Origin of the sequence: Micavibrio sp. TMED2, assembly GCA_002168225.1 — a bacterium.
In the GTDB taxonomy this organism is placed as follows: domain Bacteria; phylum Pseudomonadota; class Alphaproteobacteria; order TMED2; family TMED2; genus TMED2.
Window position 1 is genome coordinate 906,057 of record NHBH01000001.1, and the last position, 22,381, is coordinate 928,437.

The 22,381-nt window shown below is 58.8% G+C and carries 18 protein-coding genes; 9 read left to right on the forward strand and 9 right to left on the reverse strand.

The window, feature by feature from the left end:
• The first annotated feature begins 13 nt into the window (after window positions 1-13).
• A complete protein-coding gene (locus CBB62_04275; GenBank protein ID OUT41556.1) occupies window positions 14-295 on the forward strand; it encodes a hypothetical protein in 282 nt (93 codons plus the stop codon).
• Here the strand turns inward: CBB62_04275 and CBB62_04280 are convergent.
• From CBB62_04280 to CBB62_04295, 4 genes are all read right to left on the reverse strand, one after another.
• Window positions 276-2,663, reverse strand: coding sequence for a hypothetical protein (locus CBB62_04280; GenBank protein OUT41557.1), 2,388 nt, complete (start codon window positions 2,661-2,663; stop codon window positions 276-278). The genes CBB62_04275 and CBB62_04280 overlap by 20 nt on opposite strands.
• Before the next feature lie 85 nt (window positions 2,664-2,748).
• Entirely contained in the window at window positions 2,749-3,624 is an 876-nt protein-coding gene (locus CBB62_04285) for an N-carbamoylputrescine amidase (protein ID OUT41558.1), read from the reverse strand.
• A gap of 36 nt (window positions 3,625-3,660) precedes the next feature.
• A complete protein-coding gene (locus tag CBB62_04290) occupies window positions 3,661-4,956 on the reverse strand; it encodes a hypothetical protein (protein OUT41559.1) in 1,296 nt (431 codons plus the stop codon).
• A 210-nt stretch (window positions 4,957-5,166) separates the two neighbouring features.
• A complete protein-coding gene (locus CBB62_04295) occupies window positions 5,167-5,991 on the reverse strand; it encodes a hypothetical protein (GenBank protein OUT41560.1) in 825 nt (274 codons plus the stop codon).
• A 195-nt stretch (window positions 5,992-6,186) separates the two neighbouring features.
• On the opposite strand from CBB62_04295, the gene CBB62_04300 reads away from it, so the two are divergent.
• On the forward strand, window positions 6,187-9,366 hold the full coding sequence (locus CBB62_04300; GenBank protein OUT41561.1) for a hypothetical protein: 3,180 nt from the start codon (window positions 6,187-6,189) through the stop codon (window positions 9,364-9,366).
• Window positions 9,367-9,388: 22 nt separating this feature from the next.
• Here CBB62_04300 and CBB62_04305 read toward each other — a convergent pair whose 3' ends face one another.
• From CBB62_04305 to CBB62_04320, 4 genes are all read right to left on the reverse strand, one after another.
• On the reverse strand, window positions 9,389-10,393 hold the full coding sequence (locus tag CBB62_04305) for a hypothetical protein (GenBank protein OUT41562.1): 1,005 nt from the start codon (window positions 10,391-10,393) through the stop codon (window positions 9,389-9,391).
• Window positions 10,394-10,437: 44 nt separating this feature from the next.
• The gene (locus tag CBB62_04310) at window positions 10,438-10,845 is read right to left on the reverse strand and encodes a hypothetical protein (GenBank protein OUT41563.1); all 408 of its coding nucleotides are present in this window, start codon (window positions 10,843-10,845) and stop codon (window positions 10,438-10,440) included.
• A 146-nt stretch (window positions 10,846-10,991) separates the two neighbouring features.
• The gene (locus CBB62_04315) at window positions 10,992-12,434 is read right to left on the reverse strand and encodes an XRE family transcriptional regulator (GenBank protein OUT41564.1); all 1,443 of its coding nucleotides are present in this window, start codon (window positions 12,432-12,434) and stop codon (window positions 10,992-10,994) included.
• Between the two features lie 29 nt (window positions 12,435-12,463).
• Window positions 12,464-13,969 (reverse strand): hypothetical protein, encoded by a 1,506-nt coding sequence (locus CBB62_04320; GenBank protein ID OUT41565.1) that lies wholly within the window; start codon window positions 13,967-13,969, stop codon window positions 12,464-12,466.
• Window positions 13,970-14,343: 374 nt separating this feature from the next.
• Here CBB62_04320 and CBB62_04325 point away from each other — a divergent pair, with 374 nt between their 5' ends.
• Window positions 14,344-15,651, forward strand: a complete 1,308-nt coding sequence (locus CBB62_04325; protein ID OUT41566.1) for an isocitrate lyase — start codon at window positions 14,344-14,346, stop codon at window positions 15,649-15,651.
• Between the two features lie 127 nt (window positions 15,652-15,778).
• On the forward strand, window positions 15,779-15,985 hold the full coding sequence (locus tag CBB62_04330) for a hypothetical protein (GenBank protein OUT42641.1): 207 nt from the start codon (window positions 15,779-15,781) through the stop codon (window positions 15,983-15,985).
• Between the two features lie 113 nt (window positions 15,986-16,098).
• Here the strand turns inward: CBB62_04330 and CBB62_04335 are convergent, their stop codons facing one another.
• A complete protein-coding gene (locus tag CBB62_04335) occupies window positions 16,099-16,677 on the reverse strand; it encodes a hypothetical protein (GenBank protein ID OUT41567.1) in 579 nt (192 codons plus the stop codon).
• 196 nt (window positions 16,678-16,873) lie between these two features.
• On the opposite strand from CBB62_04335, the gene CBB62_04340 reads away from it, so the two are divergent.
• The 5 genes from CBB62_04340 (at window position 16,874) to CBB62_04360 (ending at window position 22,331) form a co-directional block, all read left to right on the forward strand.
• Window positions 16,874-18,052 (forward strand): hypothetical protein, encoded by a 1,179-nt coding sequence (locus CBB62_04340; GenBank protein OUT41568.1) that lies wholly within the window; start codon window positions 16,874-16,876, stop codon window positions 18,050-18,052.
• 9 nt (window positions 18,053-18,061) lie between these two features.
• Window positions 18,062-18,556, forward strand: a complete 495-nt coding sequence (locus tag CBB62_04345) for a hypothetical protein (protein ID OUT41569.1) — start codon at window positions 18,062-18,064, stop codon at window positions 18,554-18,556.
• A gap of 177 nt (window positions 18,557-18,733) precedes the next feature.
• Window positions 18,734-20,119 carry a cystathionine beta-synthase gene (locus CBB62_04350; GenBank protein OUT41570.1) on the forward strand — a complete coding sequence of 462 codons (1,386 nt, stop codon included), beginning with the start codon at window positions 18,734-18,736 and terminating at the stop codon, window positions 20,117-20,119.
• A gap of 32 nt (window positions 20,120-20,151) precedes the next feature.
• Window positions 20,152-21,330: a cystathionine beta-lyase gene (locus CBB62_04355; protein ID OUT41571.1), complete on the forward strand. Its 1,179-nt coding sequence runs from the start codon at window positions 20,152-20,154 to the stop codon at window positions 21,328-21,330.
• Window positions 21,327-22,331 (forward strand): hypothetical protein, encoded by a 1,005-nt coding sequence (locus CBB62_04360; protein OUT41572.1) that lies wholly within the window; start codon window positions 21,327-21,329, stop codon window positions 22,329-22,331. The genes CBB62_04355 and CBB62_04360 overlap by 4 nt, the downstream gene beginning before the upstream one ends.
• The last annotated feature ends 50 nt before the right edge of the window (window positions 22,332-22,381 follow it).

The window sequence follows — 22,381 nt, forward strand, 5'->3', positions numbered from 1 at the left end:
CCTGCCCGGCCAGTTGATCACCGCCATTCAGGAACCAGACATAAGTGCCTTTCGCGGCATCAAGCCCGGCATTCATGGCCGGATAGATACCGTCATTGCAGGGCGGCAGGATGCGCGCGTTTACCGGGCCTGTCATGGCCGATGGCTCGGCGGGCACAACCAGCCATTCGACTTCCGGCACAGCGCCGATTGCCTGCAGGCTGTCACGGGTTATGCCAAAGTCGGCACCACTCGGATCATCAGTAACCGTGATGATCGACAACAGCGGCTCGGGATCAGTCGTCATTATCGGTGATGACCGCGATGGAGGCGGCGGTGACTGCGATCTGGCTCAGGATATTGCCGATATTTGCGGTCAGTTCGATGGCATCAAACGGCTTGGGATCACGCGGAGCAACAATGGTCGAACCGGGCAGGACCGTGATCGGATCATAGTTCCAGGCCGAGACCTTGAGCGGTCGGGCGCTGCCATCGGGTGTGACGACAAATGTACGTGCCTTGTCGGCAAGGGCAGTGAAACCGCCTGCTTCCTTCAGATAGCTGGCCACATCCTTGCCGCTGATAAACTGTAACGCTGCTGGTGACAGCACTTCGCCGGAGACACGTACGGTCAGCGTACGTTCCGGGAAATAGACGGTATCGCCATCCTGCAACAACAGATCCTGTGCCGGATTGTTGGCGAGGGTCAGCGGATCGGCCTCCACCGTTATCCGGCCGAGCGGCAGGGCAGTGCGCAATTCCTCGGACAGCTTGCGGCTCATCTCGATCAGGTCGCGGTCCGGCTTGTCATCCCGGGTCAGCATAGTGGCAACCACCTGATCCAATTCCTGTGCCGCTTGCAGGATGCGTTGTTTCTCCAGCCTTTTTTCGCTCTGTCGGGTAAAGATCGCACCTTCCGGGAATGCCTGTTCGGTCAACCCGCCCGCCCGTGTAATCAGGTCGGACAGTCGGTCACCGGCCTGTACCGCATAGCGACCGGGCCGCAAGACCGCACCGGTGATTTCGACCGCGCGGGCGAGGGCCTGACGGTCACCATCCACATGCAGCACGTCCCCGGCACTGACCATGACATTGCCAAGCCGGTCGGCGGGAATGTCTGCCCGGCTGATCATGGCACCCTGCTGGTAGCGGCTGTGGGCGATGGTTTCCACATCGACGCCGGGCTGTACGCCACCGGCCAGTGCCAGCGCCTGTTCGGCGCTCAGGCTGTCGGCAACCGGGTAGCGACCGGGCTGTTGCACCGTGCCGCCAATATCGAGTTCCAGACTGCCGATCAGGGCGCGCAGATCATCAAGTGGCAAGGGCAGTTCCCCGGTATCCTCTGTGTCAGTCTCGGCTATGACTATCTCATCCTTGGGTAGGATAGGTGCCGCCAGCGGGAACAGTTCGGCAGGGAACAGGATGACTTCATCCCGGTCCTGCAGGCGGCGATCCCGCGTGCCCTCGATCACGGCCTGTGGGGCAAAGCTGATATAGGTGACCTGACCGGTGGGATCGGCGCGACGGGCGATCAGACCGAGCCAGCTGTAATTATCTGGCAGGATGACGCCGGGCTGGCGCAGCAGCCGGGCGAGTGAGAAGGCATGATCCAGTGTCACGATACCGGGTCGACCGGTATGGCCTGAGAGGGTAATCCGGCCCTGTGGTACGGCCTGCGGCGTCTGCCAGATCAGCAGGTCGCCATTCTCCAGCATCGGCTTGTCGTTGCCACCAAGCTGCTGATGCTGGTCGAGGCCATCGGCTCCGAGCCGGGACAGGGTGATATCATGGGCACCGGGACGCAGGGGGCCGCCGCTGAACAGGATCGCCTCTTCAAGGCTGATGGTAGTTTTGCCCGGCGACAGCTCGAATACGCCCGGACGTTTTACCGCCCCGGCAATGGCGATGGTGCTGCCAATCGGCGGCACATGAATACGGTCGCCAGCATGCAGGGTGACACGGTTCGCCGCCGGGTTGCTGCCGAGCAGCAGGTCATAAAGATCAATGACGCTGCGATTGCCGCCCTCGCTGCCAAGTATGACGGCGCGCAGGCTGCCCATGGGATCAATGCCGCCCGCAGCCTTCAGGGCATCAAGCGGGGTAGCGAGGCTGCTGATCTGTAGCGGACCGGGAAACGGCACCGCGCCGGTCACGGTCACTGAAATCTGCCGTATGCCGTCGATGGTGACAAAGGCACGGGTGTCGAGAAACTGGCTGCTCACCGCATCCTGCAGGGTATCGCGCAATTCCCCTAGGCTGAGGCCCGCAGCCATGATCGGGTTGAGCTCGTCGAGCGCGATCCGACCACTGCGGTCGATGGTCAGTTCGGTTGTCTCGTTGCGTGATCCGCGCAGGCGGACCACCAGCCGGTCACCGGCACCGATGATATAGTCATCGCCGATCTGGCCGAGGGGTTCGGGTTGTTCCGTGTTGCTGTCCCTGGCAAGGCTGGCGCGGAAACGGTCGCCGAATATAGTCAAACGGCTGCCTGCGCGGGCGGAATAATCCGCGGCTATCGGGTGTTCGGTCCGGGTTTGAGCGCTGCTTGGGCGCTGTTTCAACGGGGCGGCATGAGCGCTGGTGGTAAGCATGCCGACAGCAAACGCCATGGCAAGAGCTGTCCGGCCAATATGGCGGATGACATGCCGATGGCGCGGGCCATCTGGCAGCGTTTTGGCAATCACGAAATTTCCCCCCGAAAATTATCGGTTCATTTTAGGGGAAGTTGCCTAAACCGCAACAGTCGACAGGGCAAGCATTGTTGTGCCGTTATCGACCGCGCTGACCATCAAGGCTCAGAATTGGCAGATAGAACTCCGGACGACGATCGCGGAATACGCCCCAGCTCGCCCGTTGTGCCCGGATGGCGTCGAGATCAAAGCTCTGGATCAGGATTTCCTGCTTGTCGCGGCTGGCCTGCTGCAGGATTTCGCCCTGCGGTCCGGCAATGAAGCTGGTGCCGTAGAAGGTGATTTCACTGTTATCGCCCGGTTCGGTGCCGATCCGGTTGGAGGCGACGAGCGGGGTCAGATTGGCTCCGGCATGGCCCTGCATAACCCGCATCCAGTGTTCGCGGCTGTCCAGTGTCGGGTCCTGTGGCTCCGAACCGATGGCGGTCGGGTAGAACAGGATTTCAGCGCCCTGGAGCACCATGGCACGGGCGCATTCCGGGAACCACTGGTCCCAGCAGATGGCGACGCCGATCTCGGCATAGCGGGTCTTGAAGGTTTTGAACCCCTGATCGCCGGGATTGAAGTAGAATTTCTCCTGATAGCCCGGCCCGTCGGGGATGTGCATTTTGCGATAGGTATCGACCAGCGAACCATCGGCATCGAATACCACCATGGAATTGAAGAATGCCTGACCGCCACGCTCGAAAAAGCTGATCGGCAGGACCACCTCCAGTTCCTTTGCCAGTGCGGCAAAGCGGTCCAGCACCGGATTGTTGTCTACCGGACGGGCGAGGCCGAAATACTCTGGCTTCTGGTCCTGACAGAAATACGGGGTCTCGAACAGTTCCTGCAGCAGGATGATCTGTGCGCCGTCCTTTGCGGCATCACGTACCAGCTGCTCGGCGTGGTCGAGATTGGCCGCGGTGTCCCAGCTGCACGCCATCTGGGTTGCGGCAACGGTTACATTTCGCATGGCACGGGCTCCGGGGATTTATTGTTATTCTTATGGTTATGCCCGAACGACGCCGTCCATATTGGCATCATCAAGGGTAGTGTTGTCGAGATTGACGCCGCGCAGATCGGCTTCTGACAGGTCGGCCCCGCTCAGATCGGCACGGGCGAGATTGGTCCCGCTCAACCGGGTGCGGATCATTTTGGCACCTGACAGCTTGGCCGAGGACAGGTTGGCGGCCCAGATACGGCCGGTCGACTTGCCATTCGGGGTTTTCAGATCGACGCCGGAAACATTGGCATCGGTCAGATCGGCATTGGTCAGATCACCTTCACGCAGATTGATGCCGCTCAGATTGGCACCGCGCAGATTGGCATTGATCAGCTTGGCATTCGACAGATCAGCCATCTGCATTTCCGAGCCTTCGAGATTGGCATCGGTCATGTCGGCCCCGGCGAGATTGGCACCGGAGAGGTTGACGCCGGACAGGTCCAGCCCGACCAGATCCTCACCGCGCAGGTCACAGCGGGAACCCTTGGCACCGTTGGTCTGCAGCCAGAGGATATGTGCTTCCACGTGATCGCGGACAATTTTGGTAACCCGTGGGTCTTCCGCCAGCCCGCGACTCATGTTCTGGGCATCGGTGGCATCGCTGGCCGCAAGGCTGAGGTCGACGCCGGTCAGATTGGCACCGTCCAGATGCGCGCCATCAATCTTCGCACCGGTGATGTCGACGCCGGTCAGATTGGCCTTGCCCATCTTGGCACCCTTGAGGGTGGCGTTGGACAGGTTGGCGCCCTTCATATCGACGCCATCAAAGCTGGCATCGGCCAGATTGGCACCGGTCAGGTTGACGCCGTCCATCTTGGCACCCTCACAGGTGGCACCGACCATACTGACATTTGCCAGATTGGCACCGGAGACATTCGCCCGGGTGAGGGTCACCTCGTCCATATCGGCATTGGTCAGGTCGGATGGACGGACCGAGCCATCGGTCTTGCGCTTGGTACCGAACAGGGCACCACCGCGCAGGTCCACGCCCTTCATGATCGCGCCCTTGAGGATCGCGCCATTGAGGTCACAACCACGCAGATCGGCATTGGTCAAATCGGCATTGGTCAGGTTGGCGCCTGACAGATTGGCGGCAAACAGGTCGACTTCAGACAGATTGGCACCGGTCAGATCGCAATTTGACAGGTTGGCACCCGACATCTTGGCCTGCTTCAGGTTGACCTTGGACAGCGAGGAACCCTCAAGCGTCTCGAATGAGAGGTTGGCGCGTGCGCCGCCCGCCTTCTGGTTCAACCACCGATTATGCTTTTGGAGAATGTCTAGAAGCTCGTGCGGCGTCATAGAGTGTCACATGCCTGAACGTTGGAGAATAACGATGTGAAGCCTCAACTATACGGGTTTACGGAATTTTTGAGGAATGTTTTTAACAGATTAGTGCTTTTATCCCGAGACAGTGACCTATTACACAAAGGCCCAATGCCTGTCAGAGGAAACAATGCATATGTAGGCATGCGTATGACGTGTTCGTCAAGCTCATGGTATGAGCGGGCGCTAATCAAGATAACCAAATCTGCCAAGGGCTTCGCGGGCCGCATCCTCAATCATCTGCCGATCTTTCTCCTCTGCCTGCCGCCAGCGACCGAGCGATGAGGGTGCCCGGATGGTTCGGGCGGCAACCGTTACTTTTTCAGCAAAACCGGGAGTGTCAGGCAGGCCGAGCCAGCGGGCTATTGCGGCAACATGGCGTTCCGGTTCGGCGCAGATATCCTCCAGCCGGATCCGCAAATAACGCTCTTGCAGCACAGATTCGCCCCAGTCGGCAGCCTGCAGGTTGGCCATCGACCATAATGTCGCCGATGCGGCAGGACTGTCACGGTCACTGCTCTGTGGGCCGAACAGGGCCTGAAAATGCTTGCGGCGCTGGTTCTGGTTATCAGACAGCGCCATGTCGCGCCCGTCCCGGACCACATGCAGGAACCGGAAATCTGGTACCCGGTCGGCGATTACCGGCAGCACATACATCGAGCGTGGATTTTTCCAACCCCATGGGCCATGCGCTGGCCGGTCGGCGGTAAATACCCGGAACGCCTTGTCAAAATCGCGCCGGATGCACCAGCGTCGCCAGAAACCGGCTTTTGACAGGGTATAGTCGAGGCGGTTGTCCATACCGATCAGCGGATTGATCCATTTATCGAGAAACGGCTCGAAATCCATGGCATCACCGGCACCGTTCAGCCGCACGCCCATAAACAGGCCGAGCCCCTGCAGTACGCCGTGAAAGGCCCGTGTGCCCGAACCGCCGGTGGCGCCAATGACCACGGGGGCCGGATTGCCGTTTGCAGATGCGTTGATGTGATGCGGCTGGGGGGTATTCATCGGCTGCAGGATGTGGTTGTTGGTGTGGCTGTTACTGATACTGGCTTTCGCCGGATAAAAACGTTACCAAGCCCGTCTGACAGGGATGGCCGGTTCCGGCTTGTGGTCTGACTATCCCATGACGTGACCGGAAGCCAGCCTGTTCCGCGCTTTACGGTCATCAAGGCTGTTACCTAGTGTGTTGAAGAAAACAAGATGAGCATTCAAAGCCTTATTCTCATTGCCGGTATGCACCGCTCGGGCACGTCTGTCGTGACCCGGCTGTGCAATCTGCTGGGTGCGGATATTGGCGGCGATCTGATGCCGGCAACCCCCGATAATCCCAAGGGCTATTGGGAGAATCAGGCATCATTCGATGTTCATGCGGCACTGTTCCAGACCTATGGCATGGCCTGGAATTCCTTGCCGTCTCTGCCCGAAGACTGGCTTGAGACCGAGGCGGCGGCAAATGCCGGGGGTGCGCTGGGCGCGATCCTGACTGGTGAGTTCTCCGGTGACCTCGCGGTGGTCAAGGACCCGAAAGTCTGCCGGGTTCTGCCCCTGTGGCGTCAGGTTGCAGCGGAACAGTCGATTGAGCCGATGGTGGTGCTGGCGCTCCGGCACCCGATGGCGGTGGCCGGGTCACTGGTAAAGCGTGACGGCATGGGGTTGAACACGGCGCTGTCGCTCTGGCTCCGCTACACGGTAGAATCCGAACGCGACAGCCGGGGGCTGAAGCGCGCGCTCACCGATTATGACCGTATGCTGGCCGATTGGCAGACGGAAATGGCGGAAATCGCCAGCCAGCTTGATCTCGTCTGGCCGATCAAGCCCAAGGCAATCAGGGATCAGGTGGCTGAGTTCATCTCTGCCGATCTGCGCCATAACACGGCACAGGATATCCCGAACGATCTCGCCGCCTGTTGTGTTGAACTTTACGAGGCCCTGCTGGCCGCGAAGGGTGGTTCGGTCGATGACGCCATCCTGCAGCGTGCCGCGTCCTTCCTCGATCCGCTCGATACGGTGCCTGCCATCCTCAATGAGCAGGCAATTGCCCATATCGATGCGCTGATCCGCGCTACCCATGCCAGCCAGCTGGAAGTGGCGTTGCGTACCGAGATCGGCAAGCGTGACCGGGAACTGCTCGAGCAGGAGGATGGCAAGCGTGAGCAAGTGGCTGAATATGACAAGATGGTCCGGGCGCGGGAAAGCGAACGCGACGAGCTGCGCGAACATATCCATGGCCTGAGCGGCACCATTTCCGATCAGAGCGATATTCTGAAAGAGCGGGCGCAGGAAATTGCTGAGCTCCGTCACCAGCTCAATCTGGTGCTGTCTTCGCGCAGTTGGAAGATCACCGCCCCCTTACGTGATTTCAATGCCTGGCGGCATGAGAAGCTGCCCTACTATCGCTATCTTGGGGTGCGTCTGGCCTCGGCCCTGTCAAAGGGCGATTTCCGGGCGATTTACCGGGCGGTGCGTCACCGCCTTGCCGGTATCCCAGCCCCAGCCTCGAGCGCGGATTTCGGTGATTGGGTCAAGCATTTCGACAAGCTGGCCGACAGTGATCTGGCCCGCCTCGCCGAGATTAGGGATGGCCTCGATAGCAAGCCGACAATCTCGATCCTGATGCCGGTCTACAAAACGCCGATCGATGTACTGACTCAGGCGATCCAGTCGGTGCGCGACCAGATTTATGACAACTGGCAGCTCTGTATCGTCGATGATGGCGGCAATGATCAGGCGGTGGTTGATCTGCTGCGGCAGGTTGCGGATGCGGACCCGCGGATCAAGGTCCAGATCAATGTGCATAACCAGAATATCGCCGGGGCCACCAATGATGCCTTTGCGCTGGCCAGCGGTGACTTCATCGCCCTGATGGATCATGACGATCTGCTGCGTCCCCATGCCTTGCTGATGATGGCGCTGGCGCTGGGTGAGTTTCCGGACGCCGATATCCTCTACAGTGACGAGGACAAGGTGGATGAGGAGAACCGCCGCTATTCACCCTATTTCAAACCGGCCTGGAACCGTGACCTGTTCTATGGCCAGAACTACCTCAACCACTTGACGGTCATCCGCAAGTCCCTGATCGAGGCAGCGGGGCAGTGGCGTACCGGGTTCGACGGCAGTCAGGATTATGACCTGCTACTGCGTGCAATCGAGCAAACAAGTGATGATCGCATCATTCATGTGCCGCTGATCCTGTATCACTGGCGGGCGATTGCCGGGTCGGCTGCGACCGAGATCGGCACCAAGAGCGATGCCGCCAGTGCCGGTGAACGCGCGCTGGCCGAGCATTTCGAGCGCCGCGGGATTGAGGTCACGGTTGGGCCGGGGGCCGAGGAATTCGGTCTCGACGGCTATTACCGCGTACAATACGCCCTGCCGAAAAAGCCGCCGCTGGTCTCGCTCATCGTGCCGACCAAGGACCAGTTGAAGCTGACCCGCGGCTGTATCGAGGGCATTCTTGAGCGCACCGATTACGATAATCTGGAAATCCTGCTGGTCGATAACAACAGCGAGGAGCCGGAGACACTGGCCTATTTCGCCAGCATCGGCCATGACCCGCGGGTCCGGGTGCTGCGCTATGAACAGCCGTTCAATTTCTCCGCCATCAACAATTTCGCGGCAGCGCAGGCGAAGGGCTCTGTTGTCGGACTGATCAACAATGATACCGAGGTGATCGACAGCGGCTGGCTGACGGAGATGGTCTCTCAGGCCCTGCGTCCCGATGTCGGCTGTGTCGGTGCCAAGCTCTATTACAGCAACGATCAGGTTCAGCATGGCGGCGTGATTATCGGCCTTGGCGGCATTGCCGGTCACAGCCACAAATACTATCCGCGCGTATCCCCCGGCTATTTCGGTCGTCTGGTGCTGGCGCAGGAACTCTCGGCAGTCACGGCGGCCTGTCTGCTGATCCGGAAATCGGTTTATGATGAGGTCGGCGGACTGGATGAGGGGCTGAAGGTGGCCTTCAACGATGTGGATTTCTGCCTGCGCGTGCGTGAGGCCGGGTACCGCAACATCTTCACGCCCTATGCTGCGCTCTATCATCTGGAATCGATCAGCCGCGGCTTCGAGGATACGCCGGAGAAGCTGAAGCGTTTCCAGTCGGAGATGAAATATCTGACCGACCGTTGGGGCGAGCAACTGCTGGTCGATCCGACCTACAGCCCCAACCTGACGCTGGATACCGAGAATTTTGCTCTCGCCATGCCGCCGCGCAGCTATCGTGCCTGGGCGTGGGATCAGTGGCCGGGTGCCATGTCACAGGTGGCACGACTGAATTTCCATCCGCAGCAGCATGATGCCAACCGGATGACGGTTGGCAACGGCACCGGTAGCGGTGATGGTGCGCAACAAAAAAGCCAGCCGAAAACCCTGGCTGGCTGATTTGCGGCAAAATGGCTTTTGTTTATCGAAGGGCTCGCATCGGTGGTGCGCTGGTGATGCCGCGACGGGCCGCTTCCGCGCGAATGCGGTTGTACTGATCGGCATCGCGTCGAATGTGATTGTAGGAATCACGGACATAACGGTTCTCAACCTGTGTCATCGGATCAGCGTCGCGGAAATAGGCTGATTGCGAACGGTCATCCGCGAGTAGAACCTGTTGCGGGCCGAACTGGGCACCTTCATACGCCACTGCGCCAATGGCGGTTGCGTTGAGGAAGCCATAGGTTGGGGCCGTGTCGGATCTGATCTCACGCTCGGTAAAGACCCCGGCACGGATCAGCACATCGCCCAGAACCCGGCGTCCCAGTTCAAGCTGGGCATAGTCCTGGAAGTGTTCGAGGCGCTGTTCGACCTGCAGCAGCATGGCGGTATTCTGACGGGCCGCCATGGTGTCGCGATATGATTGCAGCATGATTTCGGCACGTTGGGTGCGCTCTTCCGTGGTGCCGGTGGAAACATAGTTCCAGAGACGATGATATTGTTCGGCAAAGTCGCGGGCACCATTGATCGGGTCATGTGGATCAATACCAACCATCAGGGCCTGACCACGACCGGCGCGGAAGGCATTGTTGTTGCCGGTAACAACATCCATCCAGCTTTCACGTCGTTCGGTCAGCCGGGCTGCGCTCAACTTGTCCTGTGCTGCAACACGTAAGGATTCCCGGTCATATTCCAGACCGAATGGCAGTTGGCCTATCAGATGTTGGGAATGCAGTCGGCGACCTACCCGTGCGCCGGGATTGACGGTGCCGAACAGGCCGCGACCCCATTTGGTGTCACGCGGATTGATCGTTGGCAGTGTAGGGTTCTGTGCTCCGGCAACTACCGGTGTGCCACCGCGAACATCAAAGCCAACCGGGGTGCGCTCACCGGGTATCGAGGCGCAACCGGCTGTTGCAAGAGCAATCAGTGCCGTGCTGCCTACTGCAAGGCCAAGTCTGCGGAGTTTTGGAAGTGCCGTTTTCATATTGATATCCTGTTACCCTTGTAATCCCTATTGCCAGCGCTGTGTTACCGACCTTGTCGTTCCTTGCGCCCGCTGCCCCTGTTGTTTCGCCCTGTTTCCGGGGCAATGGCCGGCTCCGCATAGAACCCGCTCCGGGATATTGCTTCGGCGAGCATGGATATTTCCATCTCCCGCATATCCCTGGGCGGCCTGTTGAAGCTGCCAAAATCCACCTCTTTGGCCCAGGACAGGGTGTTTTTGAACAATGCCGCCACGATGACCGCGTCGGTACTGCCCAAGCCCTTTATCGCCCGTTCGCTCAGTTTCCCGAGCGGTTTCTCCTGCATATCGGTGGTTTCCATGATCACGGTCTCGCCGTCATCAGCCACCTTGAGGAAGGCGATATTTTCCAGGTCCTCGGCCTCGCCAACCACCATTGCGGGGCCGGCTTCTTGTAATACAACCTCAATCATAGAAAGTGCCAAGTGGTAATGGGTATATGATGCGCAAGTTTTTGCTGTTTTTGTGATGCGGCCTAAAGGCGTGGATACGCCCCCGTGTGAACCGGAATGCTAGCAGCATTTTGATTGCCGGGGAAATGTAATGAGGATTCGATACCCTAGCTCTCCAGCACGGGGGAGAAGGCATAGGGTGACTGACCGCGCAAATGGTCTTCGATATGCAGGCGGTGGTTCAGCGGCGGAAAGGCCCGCTGGTTGCAGTCGAGGCGTGGGCACAACCGACAGTTGACGCCGATCGGCACCGGCTTTGCCTCCTTGCCCAGATTGACACCATCGGCATAGATCAGGTCCTTGGCGTGGCTGATATCGCAGCCCATGCCGAGGGCATATTCATTGGCGGGCAGGTGGTGACCGAAGCTCGGTTTGCCGATCTGGCAGGCAATGCTGAAATAGCGCGCACCGTCGGGCATCTCGCCAAACTGGGTCAGGAAGCGGTCGGGCTGGCGCAGGGCATCATGTACCGCCCAGCGCGGGCAGGCGCCGCCATAGCGGGCAAAATGCATGGTGCCAGCGCTGTAGCGTTTGGAGACATTGCCCGCCTTGTCGACACGGATCAGGAAGAACGGAATCCCCTTCGCCCCGGGACGCTGCAGGGTGGTTAGCCGGTGGCAGACCTGCTCGATACTGGCATGGAACCGGTGGGATAGCACATCAATGTCATACCGCAGCTTTTTCGCTGCTTCGAGAAACCGCTGATAGGGCATCAGCACGGCCCCGGCGAAATAATTGACCAGTCCGAGGCGGGCGAGGCGGCGGGCATCATCATTGCTGAACCCGGCTTTGGTGACGATCTCGTTGATCACCTCGCTCTGGGTCAGATAGCCAATCTGTGAGGCTATCTGGAAGTTGCGGGCGGTCTGTGGCAGCATTTCCGACAGCAGCACCCGCCTGGCATGGCGATCGAAGCGGCGCTGCAATGATCCCATCACATCGAGGGGCATGACCTTGACCCGGATCGACAGGGCAGTCTCAAGGTAATCGGTCAGGCCGCGATACAGGTGGTCGGGATTGAGTTCGGCATCAGCCCAGAGGGTTTCCGCTGCAGTTTCGAGATCGGCGAAATAGTTATGGCTGGATTCAAAGAAGTCGCGCACTTCCTCGACCGGAAACACCTGCATGTCCAGATTCTGCAGCTGGTCCTGATCGGCCACCCGTTCGGCGAGGGTTTCCAGATCCTGTCTGGTGCCGCGATAGGCCTTGTACAGCGTCTGGATGCCGCGTGCGAGATTGGGTGAGATATTGGCCAACTCGCGCAGATCAGTGCCCTTGATTTCCTCATTCTCGAACAGGGGATCGGCGAATACCTCGGTCAGCTCGGCCTTGACCCGTGCCTCGTCATCCTCGGCAAAAGCCTGAATGTCGATCTCGAACATCTGTGCCAGCTTGAGCAGGATCGGCACGGTAACCGGTCGTTGGTTATGTTCGATCAGGTTCAGATAGCTGGCCGAGATGCCAAGGTCCTCCGCCATCTGGGCCTGAGTCAGGGCAAGGTCGCGACGCAGGCGCCGGACCTTGTGACCGAGCATGGCTTTACCGTCCATCAGATAACCGTTCCCGTGCTGACCAACGGCTAGACCAGCCCGATACTGGCGCTGATGTCGCCAGCCGCCACGCCGGGCAGGATCAGCAGGCCGCCATCGATGAACTGCACCAGACCATTGCCCTGCGGGTCATCAACGATACTGGCGATCTGGGAAATGATAACGTCGAGGCTGTCCCCTTCGGCAAAGCTGAAATCGACGATGGTGTCGATGCCGCCGCCAACCCGGCCGACGAAAATATCCGCACCGCTGCCGCCGCTCATCGTGTCGTTGCCGCGGTTGCCGAACAGCATGTCATTGCCAGCCTGACCGAGGATAATGTCCTCGTTCTGGTCGCCATAGAGGGTGTCATTGCCGTCGTTGCCGAAGATCACGTCATTATAGAAATTGCCGTAGATCACATCGTCGCCGATGTTGCCGTAGACGATATCCTGATCCTTGCCGCCATAAAGCGTGTCATTGCCATTGTCGCCGCTGATCAGATCAAGGCCGATATTACCGTACAGAACGTCATCGCCATCGCGGCCGAACATGGTGTCGTGCCCGCCATTGCCGAAGATGTTATCGCGCGCAAAGATGTCGCCATCATTGCTGCCATGGATGATTTCATTGGCATTGCTGGCGGTAAACAGTGCGCCGCCCTGGCCCTCATAGTAAATCTCGTAGGTCGAGGCGACCGCACCGAACAGGGATGGGTCCAGTTCGAAATTGTTGACGCCGTCGATGATTACGGTGTGGGTCGTGCCGGCGGTTGCCGCCTCCGGGATGCCGTAGAGGAATTGCAGGGCGCTGTAGTCAAATGATTGCGGGCCATTGTCCGGACCGCCGCCATTATAGCTCATGATTGTATTGGCGGTGTTGTCGAGTTCGTTTGGCAGGAACGGGCCAGCATCAAATCCGCTGTTGAAACCGGTATGCTTGAGGCCAAGCGCATGGCCGATCTCATGGGTCAGCAGGAAATAGCCGCCATTGCCCGGTGTCGGGTTGAGGTCGCCAGCATCGGCCCGCTGCCAGTTGATCCAGACATCGCCGCCGGCATTACCGATATAGTCACTGGGCGGGATCGCTTCCCCGTCATTGGGGATGCCTGCCGGCACGCCGCCACGACCGGAGTACATGCCGAGTTGTATCTGGCCGCCGACATAGGATTCAACTTCGCGAAAGCTGATCCCGGTTGCAGCAGCGTATTGGCCCAGAATGGTGCGTGCCGCCACCTGCATTTCCGCCGTGAATGGCTGGAAATCATAGATGGTATCAAAGTAATTGGCTGGGGTTTCGGTGCGGAAGCTGAAGGTAATTTCAACCGGGCTGCCATAGGGCAGCTTGGTGTTCCAGCGGTTCTCACCACTGCCAATCAGGCTGTCGATGACAAGGTCACCGGTTACCCGGATATATCCATCCTGATCGACAGTTGCGCGATCACCGGCGTTCTCGAAGGCGGAAGCTGCCGCCTGTGCGCAGGTAAAACAGCCGCATGATGAGGCGTGATCACTGGTGGTGGTGCCGAGGTCAAAGGCATTTACTTCACTGGCCATGATTCTGTGTTCCGCTGCAGTGTGAACCACCGATGATTGCCTGTGGTCATCCGGGAGGCTTGCCCATTCGGTGGTCGGGGCGCTGCGAATACTAGGGAATTTGGCAACTGACGGCAACCGGAATGCCGTCGGTTGCCAATCTTTTCAAAGGGGCAATAATTTACAAATTTACATATATAACAAAAAAGCGCGTACAATAATTTACATACTAACCTCTTTTTATGAAACGATTATTGCGCTGCCGCATTTACTTTGTCAGCCTGTTCCTAACGAACAACCGCAGCGATGGGAGCGCTGCAAACAGGTACCGGAAAGACACGGAAGATAACCGTAACCGGAAAGCCCCACACCCAACAGAGAAGAGGTCTCGACACATGGCACCGCTAGATCAAGGACAAACCACCGATACCGCTGATATCCACGCGCGCCGCTTTGACGGTATAAAGCGTGACTATACCGAGCGCGATGTTGAACGCCTGCGCGGCACGCTGAAGATCGACTATTCAATCGCCGAACATACCGCCCGCCGTCTGTGGGAATTGCTCCATACCCGCCCTTATGTCAATTCACTGGGCGCGCTGACCGGCAATCAGGCGGTACAGGCGGTCAAGGCTGGTCTGGAAGCGATCTACCTGTCCGGTTGGCAGGTTGCGGCTGACGCCAATATCGCCGGTCAGATGTATCCCGACCAGAGCCTGTATCCGGCCAATTCCGTGCCGCAGGTGGTTGAGCGCATCAACAATGCCCTGCAACGTGCCGACCAGATCGCCCAGATGGAGCGCATGGATGGCAAGGGTGATGATCCGACCCATTGGTATGCCCCGATCGTGGCCGATGCCGAAGCCGGTTTCGGTGGCCCGCTGAATGCCTTTGAACTGATGAAGGGCATGATCAAGGCCGGTGCCGCCGGTGTCCATTTCGAGGACCAGCTGGCATCCGAGAAGAAATGTGGCCATCTGGGCGGCAAGGTTCTGGTGCCGACCAAAACCTTTGTCCGTACCCTGAACGCGGCCCGTCTGGCGGCTGATGTCTGCGGCACCTCGACCATTCTGGTGGCCCGCACCGATGCCCAGTCGGCCCAGCTGATCACCTCCGATCATGACGAGCGTGATGCGCCGTTCATCGATTTCGAGGCCGGTCGCACTGCTGAGGGCTTCTATCGCCTGAAGCCAAGCCCGGATGATGGTGTTGATCGCTGTATCGCCCGTGGTCTGGCCTATGCCGAATATGCCGATCTGATCTGGTGGGAGACGTCGAAGCCGAACCTCGATGATGCCCGCAAGTTCGCCGAGGCGATCCACGAGAAGTTCCCGGGCAAGATGCTCGCCTATAACTGCTCGCCGAGCTTCAACTGGAAGGCCAATCTGGATGACGACACCATTGCGAAGTACCAGCGTGAGCTGGGTGCGATGGGCTACAAGTTCCAGTTCGTCACCCTCGCTGGCTTCCACGCCCTGAACCACGCGGCATTCCAACTGGCCAAAGGTTACAAGGAGCGCGGCATGGCGGCCTATTCCGAGCTGCAGCAGGCTGAATTCGCGGCCGAGAAGGATGGCTACACCGCCACCCGTCACCAACGTGAGGTCGGCACCGGTTACTTTGATGCCGTCAGTATGGCGATCTCTGCCGGTGAAAGCTCAACCACGGCAATGGCTGACTCTACAGAAACAGAACAATTTTAAGGGTCAGCAATCGTGAGCCGGGGCGGCCCAATCCGCCCCGGTCCCCAAAAAATAAGGGATCAGGAAACCCCGTTTTTGCGCATAAAGGAGAGAAACCATGAACATTCAGCAAGCACAGACTAATCAGATGACCGAACGTTTCTGGATTGTCGGCGGTGAATATGTCGATACCCGCTTCGAGCAGTTGATCGAGCAGACCCGGCAGGTTCTGGGACCATTCTCCTGCTACCAACAGGCGCGCAAGACATGGCGTGAACTCGCTGAGGCAACGCGGTCAAACTGTACCGCACGATTTTCCATCGCACGGGAACCACTGGCAGCCGTAAGCCAGTAAAGCCAGCGATGGAGCAGGTTGGCTGACCGCTGGATGTCAGGCCGACACATCAAACAAAGCGGTGGTGTCATATGATGCCGCCGCTTTTTTGTGTCTTGTGCTGTGGCAGGAGGTCAGTAGGCAGTCCAGGTCAGGATATTTTGCTCGTTCGAATCATCGCAGGCGGCAACGACCGAGGCCATGTTGGTAGGAAAAGTATCGAATACCGTATCGCCGCCATCGGCCGTGACGGTAATGCTGTCCACACCATCAGTACTGCCGTTCTGATTGCCGGTGTATGAAACGATACGGACACAGGCTTCCCGCGGTACTTCCTCGAAGGAAATATCAAACCGTCCGGTATTCCCGCCATTGACCGCGACGTTGACCAGTCCGCCCCAGGTATTGCGCATTTCCCCGATCGAATCGGCCTTGATATCGGAAGGGACGTAACCGGAATTATAGACCAGCGTATTGGTTAGTCCGCTGTAATCGGCCTGACCGCTATAAAGTTCGCGCACGGATTTCTGCATGACGATGTATTGCTGATAACCGACATTGGTTTTGGTATCTGTCAGACCACGCAGGAACAAGATGCCGACACCGCCCAAGGTCAACCCGGCAATTACCAGCGCCAGAATGGTGTCGGTCAGGGTCAGACCGGCTTGTCTGAAACGGGAACGATGACGTCTGGTGTGTATTTTAGAACTCATGACTTCCTGACGTATTTCGTTTGATGGCACCCGACCGTTGGTTTCGCCTTATTTTGGTCATATTTGAAAATAGTAACATTTTTCGTGACCGATTTCCGCAACAACCCGGCACAGGTATAAAAATAATACAAAACGCGTTATTCTTGAGCCGACGGCATTTTTGAAACCGGAATTACGGTCCGGATATCGGGACTATATGGAACGCTTTACCCTGCATGTACGCATGACCAAGCACTGCAATGCCGATTGCAGCTATTGCTCGTCATGGCAGGAAGCGCCTGATCAGTACATGCGCACGCCCGATTTTGCCCGCGCGGTGGACTTCATCGCTGACGAGGTTCTGCCGCTCATGGGCTGGCAGCAGGGGCAGGGCGGGCATCTCTCGATCCAGTATGTCGGCGGCGAGATCCTGCTGGTACCAAAATCCACGCTGCGCGGCTCTGTTTTTTATGCCCGCGACCGGTTCGGCAGCATGTTCGATGTTGTGACCGATGGCTGCCAGACCAATCTGATCGGCAAATCCGACAAGATCGCAGCGTTGCAGACCCTGTTCGGGCATCGGCTCAGTACCTCGGTCGACAATTACGGCACCCAGCGCACTGTCAAGGGCTCGCCGGAACTGTATCGCGCCATGCTGAACAAGAGCCGGGCCGAACTGAAGCGTCGTCGCGGCCTGAACGCCCCGGCCATCTATGTGGTCGATGCGGCGGGTGTGGAGCATGCGATGGACGAGTTGGAAATCGCTGATCGTGAGGGCTATGACCTCACCTATCGGGCGGTGTTTCATGGCGGCAAGGATGTGGGGGCAGCGACCATTCCCGAACTCTCTGCACTCTATGTCGATCTGTTCGAGCGCTGGGCCATGCGTGGCACTACCATGATCCAGCCGCATTACCAGTTACTGACCACGCGGCTCGCTGAGCGGGCCGGGGACGAGGGGCTGTACAAGGCCAACTTCGGCTGTCCATTCCAGAAGAACTGCGCCTTTGTCTCGCTCAATCTCGACCCTAATGGCGACCTCTATGTCTGCCTCGATATGGCCGATAGCGGGCAGTACAAGCTCGGCAATGCGATTGAGGAGCGGTTCGAGCGCGAGGTCTGGGAGGCACTGGCAGAGCGGCGCGACCATTTTGATGCCAAATGCCGGTCCTGCAAGTTCCTCGAGGCATGTCAGGGCGGCTGTATGTCCGAGGCTGTGCATCATACCGGCAGCCCCTATGGCCGCACGGAATTATGTGCGGTCTGGCTCGCGGTATTTGACAGGATCGATGCATTGATTGATCGTGAAGGCATTGAGGCTGTCGCCGATTGGTGTCGGCGGATCGCCATGCCGAAAACCGGCCGGTTTGCCGTACCGCAAACTGCAGCCGAATAGGGGGATACTATGGCATTCGGTAGATTTTCCAGTCAGGACGCGCTGACCGCGCGCGACGACGTCCTGCTTGAGACTGTCGGCTATATCAAGGGCGTCAACCATCTCGGCTATGACCGTCAGGAACAGCCGGTTAAATACGGCAAGGATGCACAGGCGCTGGCCGCCCGGATTGATGGCGTGCTGAAGGCCGAGGCCAAGACCGGCCAGCCGATGAGCGATGATGAACGCACCCTGTTGACCAAGACCTATGCCGCGCTTGGTCAGGTAGCCGAGACCAGCAACCGTTACGGCATTCTGCGCCGCACCGATGAACAGGGCGCCCGACGCGCCGCTCAGGTCGAGTTCCGTGATTTCCGCCGGGATATGGACCGGCTTGCCCATAACGTCTATGTCGACGGCTTTGTCGGGCGTTATGAATCACCCGGTTCGGGACGTCCGCTGACCGCCACTCAGGAAGCTGAAGTTGGCCGGATTGAGTGGAACAGCAACCCGAATATCCGCTAGCAATCCTGCTGTTTTGCCTGCTGACCAGCGGTTTTTGCCGGATCATGCAGAAATCGGCGATCTGCCATCACGTTTAGCTCTCGATTTAGTGAGACGCTGCCTGTATCACCTTGGGGCGCATCTTTTCGCGCCTATACAGTCATAAGCACAGTCACACGCTATTTCAGGTCCGTTTCCATGCCCTATTTGCCAAAGCCGGTATCATCCACGCTCGACATGATCGGTAACACCCCGATGCTGGAGGTGACCAATCTCGATACCGGACCATGCCGGTTGTTCCTGAAGCTGGAAAACCAGAATCCCGGCGGCTCGATCAAGGACCGTATCGCCATTTCCATGATCGAGGCGGCTGAGGCCAGCGGCGAGCTGAAGCCCGGCGGCACGCTGGTCGAGGCAACGGCGGGCAATACCGGCCTCGGTCTGGCGCTGGTTGCGACCCAGCGCGGCTACAAGATGATTATCGTCGTGCCGGACAAGATGGCGCGGGAGAAGATTTTCCACCTGCGGGCCATGGGCGCGGATGTACGCCTGACCCGTTCCGATGTCGGCAAGGGCCACCCGGAATATTATCAGGATATCGCCGAGCGGATCGCCAAGGAAACCGGGGCGTTCTATATCAACCAGTTCGGCAACGAGCATAACCCGCACGCCCATGAAACCACCACCGGGCCGGAGATTTTCGCCCAGATGGATCAGGATATTGATGCCATGGTCTGCGGTGTCGGCTCCGGCGGTACGTTGACCGGGCTTGGCAATTATTTCAAAAAGGTCTCACCCAAGACCAAAATGGTTGTGGCTGATCCGGTCGGTTCGATCATCGCGCCCTATGTTGAGACCGGCGAAATTCCAAACGAGGTCGGCAGCTGGACCGTTGAGGGCATCGGTGAGGATTTCATCCCGCCGGTCTGCGATATGTCGGTTGCCTCATCCGCCTATGCGATCAGCGATGCCGAGACCATGGCGACCGCTGCTGAACTGCTTCAGAAGGAAGGCATCCTTGCCGGTTCCTCGACCGGAACTCTGGTCGCGGCAGCGCTGCGCTATTGCCGTGAGCAGACCGAGCCAAAGCGGGTCTGTACCTTTGTCTGCGATAACGGCAACAAATACCTGACCAAGGTCTATAACGACCTCTGGCTCTATGATCAGGGCTTCAAGGAGCGTGAGGTTGCCAATGATCTCCGCGATCTGATCGCCTATCGCCACGATCAGGGCAGCGCCGTTACGATCAAGCCTGATGACAAGCTGATGGTCGCCATGGCGCGCATGAAAATGTACGACGTGTCGCAACTGCCGGTGATGGCCGAGGATGGCGAACTGGTCGGTATTCTCGACGAGAGCGATCTGCTGATGCATGTGGAACGGGATGAAAGCCGGTTCAACGATCAGGTGGCCGCCGCGATGACCGGCAAGCTCGAAACCGTGCCGGTTCGTGCACCGGTTACCGATCTGTTGCCGATTTTTGCCGCGGATAAGGTTGCAATCATCATGGACGGTTCCCAATTCCTGGGCCTGATTACCCGCATTGACCTGCTCAATCACCTCCGCCGCAAAGTAAACGCGTAACAGTCTGATACGCGCAGCCAAGGACCCGATACATGCCTGATACCATCGACACCAAACGCCCGAACCGGGCCGGCTTCGGCACGCGCGCCATTCATGCGGGACAGTCGCCTGACCCGACGACCGGCGCGATCATGACCCCGATCTATGCCACCTCCACCTATGTTCAGGAGAGCCCCGGCGTTCACAAGGGCTATGAATACAGCCGCACCCAGAACCCGACACGTACGGCCTATGAGGCCTGCATCGCCGATCTCGAAGGCGGTATCAAGGGCTTTGCCTTCGCCTCCGGTCTGGCAGCTACGGCTACCCTGCTGGAGATGTTCGATCACGGCAGCCACATCATCGTCATGGATGACGTATATGGCGGCACGTACAGGCTGTTCGAGAATGTGCGCAGACGTACGGCCGGGCTGCAATTCACCTTTGTCGATCTCGGTGACATCAACGCGCTGGAAGAGGCCATTCAGGCTAATACCCGCCTGATCTGGATCGAGACCCCGACCAACCCGATGCTGAAACTGGTCGATCTCGAAGCGGTCACGCGACTGGCGAAGTCCAAAGGCATCCTGACCTGTGCCGACAACACTTTCGCCAGCCCTTGGGTACAGCGTCCGATCGAGCATGGCTGTGATCTTGTCATGCATTCGGCGACCAAATATCTGAACGGCCATTCGGATATGGTCGGCGGTGTGCTGGTGGTCGGCAAGGACAATGCCTTGGCCGAGCAGATTGCCTATCTCCAGAACGCGGTTGGCGCAATTCAAGGGCCGTTTGATGCCTTTCTTGCGATGCGTGGCCTGAAAACCCTGCATCTGCGCATGGAGCGCCATTGCCAGAGTGCTGGTCAGATTGCCGAGTTCCTCGAAGCCCATCCGAATATCGACCGGGTTATCTATCCGGGCCTCAAATCCCATCCGCAGCACGCTCTGGCGGCGCGGCAGATGCCAGCCGGTGGCGGTATGATTACCTGCTTCATCAAGGGTGGCCTTGATGATGCCCGCCGCTTACTTGAGCGGGTCGAGGTCTTCGCCTTGGCCGAGAGCCTTGGCGGGGTTGAGAGCCTGATCGAGCATCCGGCGATCATGACCCATGCGTCGATCCCACCGGCACAGCGGGCCGAACTGGGCATCAGCGATACCCTGATCCGCCTCTCGGTCGGGATCGAGGATGTGGAAGACCTCAAGGCTGATCTGGCACAGGCGCTCGCGTGATCCGATCCGGGCGGCCGATAACCGTCACCTATAGCCGTGGCGAACACCCGGAAAGCACTCATGATATCCATGGGGTGATTGTCCGGGGCGGCACGGTTATTGACGCTTGGGGCGATATTGATGCCCGGTATTTTCCTCGCTCGGCCTTCAAGCCGTTTCAGGCACTGGCGGTGATCCAGTCCGGTGCCGCCGATGCCCATGGGCTGCAGCCGCGGCATCTGGCACTCTCGATGGCCTCCCATAGCGGTGAGCCAAAGCATACCGAAGCCGTCATGGCATGGCTTGAGGCCATTGGACTGGATGAGGCAGCACTGCATTGCGGGTCGCACCGCCCGTTTGCCGAGGCGGCGGGTGACGATCTCATCCGCACGGGCCAGCCATTTACCGCGCGGCATCATAACTGTTCGGGCAAACATACCGGGATGCTGACCCTGATGCGTCACCGCGATCTGCCTGCCGATTACGAGACCTATGAGCATCCGGTGCAGGTCGCCATTCGCGACATTGCCAGCAGATTCATGGGTTGTGATCTGGATCAGGCGCCATGGGGCTATGATGGCTGTGCCGTGCCCAATTATGCCGTCACCCTGACTGCATTGGCGACCGGTTATGCCAATCTGACAACTCCGCCGGATGGTTATGGTGATGCAGCAAGCCGATTGCTGGCGGCATGGGCGGCGCATCCCGATCTGGTCGCTGGCAGTAACCGGTTTGATACTGCGCTGATGCTGGCAACCGGCAGTCGCGTTCTGTCGAAACAGGGCGCGGAGGGGGTACAGGGCGCACTGATCCCGGAAACCGGCACGGCAATCGTGCTCAAATCCGCCGATGGCAGCCAGCGTGGCACGGAACAGGCAATGCGTACGCTGATCGAGCGGCTGGAGGATGCTCCGACGATAGATGCGGCGGTGCTGTCAGAGCATTGGCCAGCAGCCAGCGGCAATATCACTAATGCCCGCGGTGACGTGATTGGTCGGGTTGTCGTTGATATCCCGAACTAGCTTATCCCGACAAAATGACTCCGCTTGACTTGATAGGGCATAGACGTTGA

Coding starts and splice junctions, on each gene's coding strand:
- CBB62_04285 (OUT41558.1), bottom strand. CDS start 3,624: ATGCGAAATGTAACCGTTGCCGCAACCCAGATGGCGTGCAGCTGGGAC.
- CBB62_04290 (OUT41559.1), bottom strand. CDS start 4,956: ATGACGCCGCACGAGCTTCTAGACATTCTCCAAAAGCATAATCGGTGG.
- CBB62_04295 (OUT41560.1), bottom strand. CDS start 5,991: ATGAATACCCCCCAGCCGCATCACATCAACGCATCTGCAAACGGCAAT.
- CBB62_04300 (OUT41561.1), top strand. CDS start 6,187: ATGAGCATTCAAAGCCTTATTCTCATTGCCGGTATGCACCGCTCGGGC.
- CBB62_04305 (OUT41562.1), bottom strand. CDS start 10,393: ATGAAAACGGCACTTCCAAAACTCCGCAGACTTGGCCTTGCAGTAGGC.
- CBB62_04310 (OUT41563.1), bottom strand. CDS start 10,845: ATGATTGAGGTTGTATTACAAGAAGCCGGCCCCGCAATGGTGGTTGGC.
- CBB62_04315 (OUT41564.1), bottom strand. CDS start 12,434: ATGGACGGTAAAGCCATGCTCGGTCACAAGGTCCGGCGCCTGCGTCGC.
- CBB62_04320 (OUT41565.1), bottom strand. CDS start 13,969: ATGGCCAGTGAAGTAAATGCCTTTGACCTCGGCACCACCACCAGTGAT.
- CBB62_04325 (OUT41566.1), top strand. CDS start 14,344: ATGGCACCGCTAGATCAAGGACAAACCACCGATACCGCTGATATCCAC.
- CBB62_04330 (OUT42641.1), top strand. CDS start 15,779: ATGACCGAACGTTTCTGGATTGTCGGCGGTGAATATGTCGATACCCGC.
- CBB62_04335 (OUT41567.1), bottom strand. CDS start 16,677: ATGAGTTCTAAAATACACACCAGACGTCATCGTTCCCGTTTCAGACAA.
- CBB62_04340 (OUT41568.1), top strand. CDS start 16,874: ATGGAACGCTTTACCCTGCATGTACGCATGACCAAGCACTGCAATGCC.
- CBB62_04345 (OUT41569.1), top strand. CDS start 18,062: ATGGCATTCGGTAGATTTTCCAGTCAGGACGCGCTGACCGCGCGCGAC.
- CBB62_04350 (OUT41570.1), top strand. CDS start 18,734: ATGCCCTATTTGCCAAAGCCGGTATCATCCACGCTCGACATGATCGGT.
- CBB62_04355 (OUT41571.1), top strand. CDS start 20,152: ATGCCTGATACCATCGACACCAAACGCCCGAACCGGGCCGGCTTCGGC.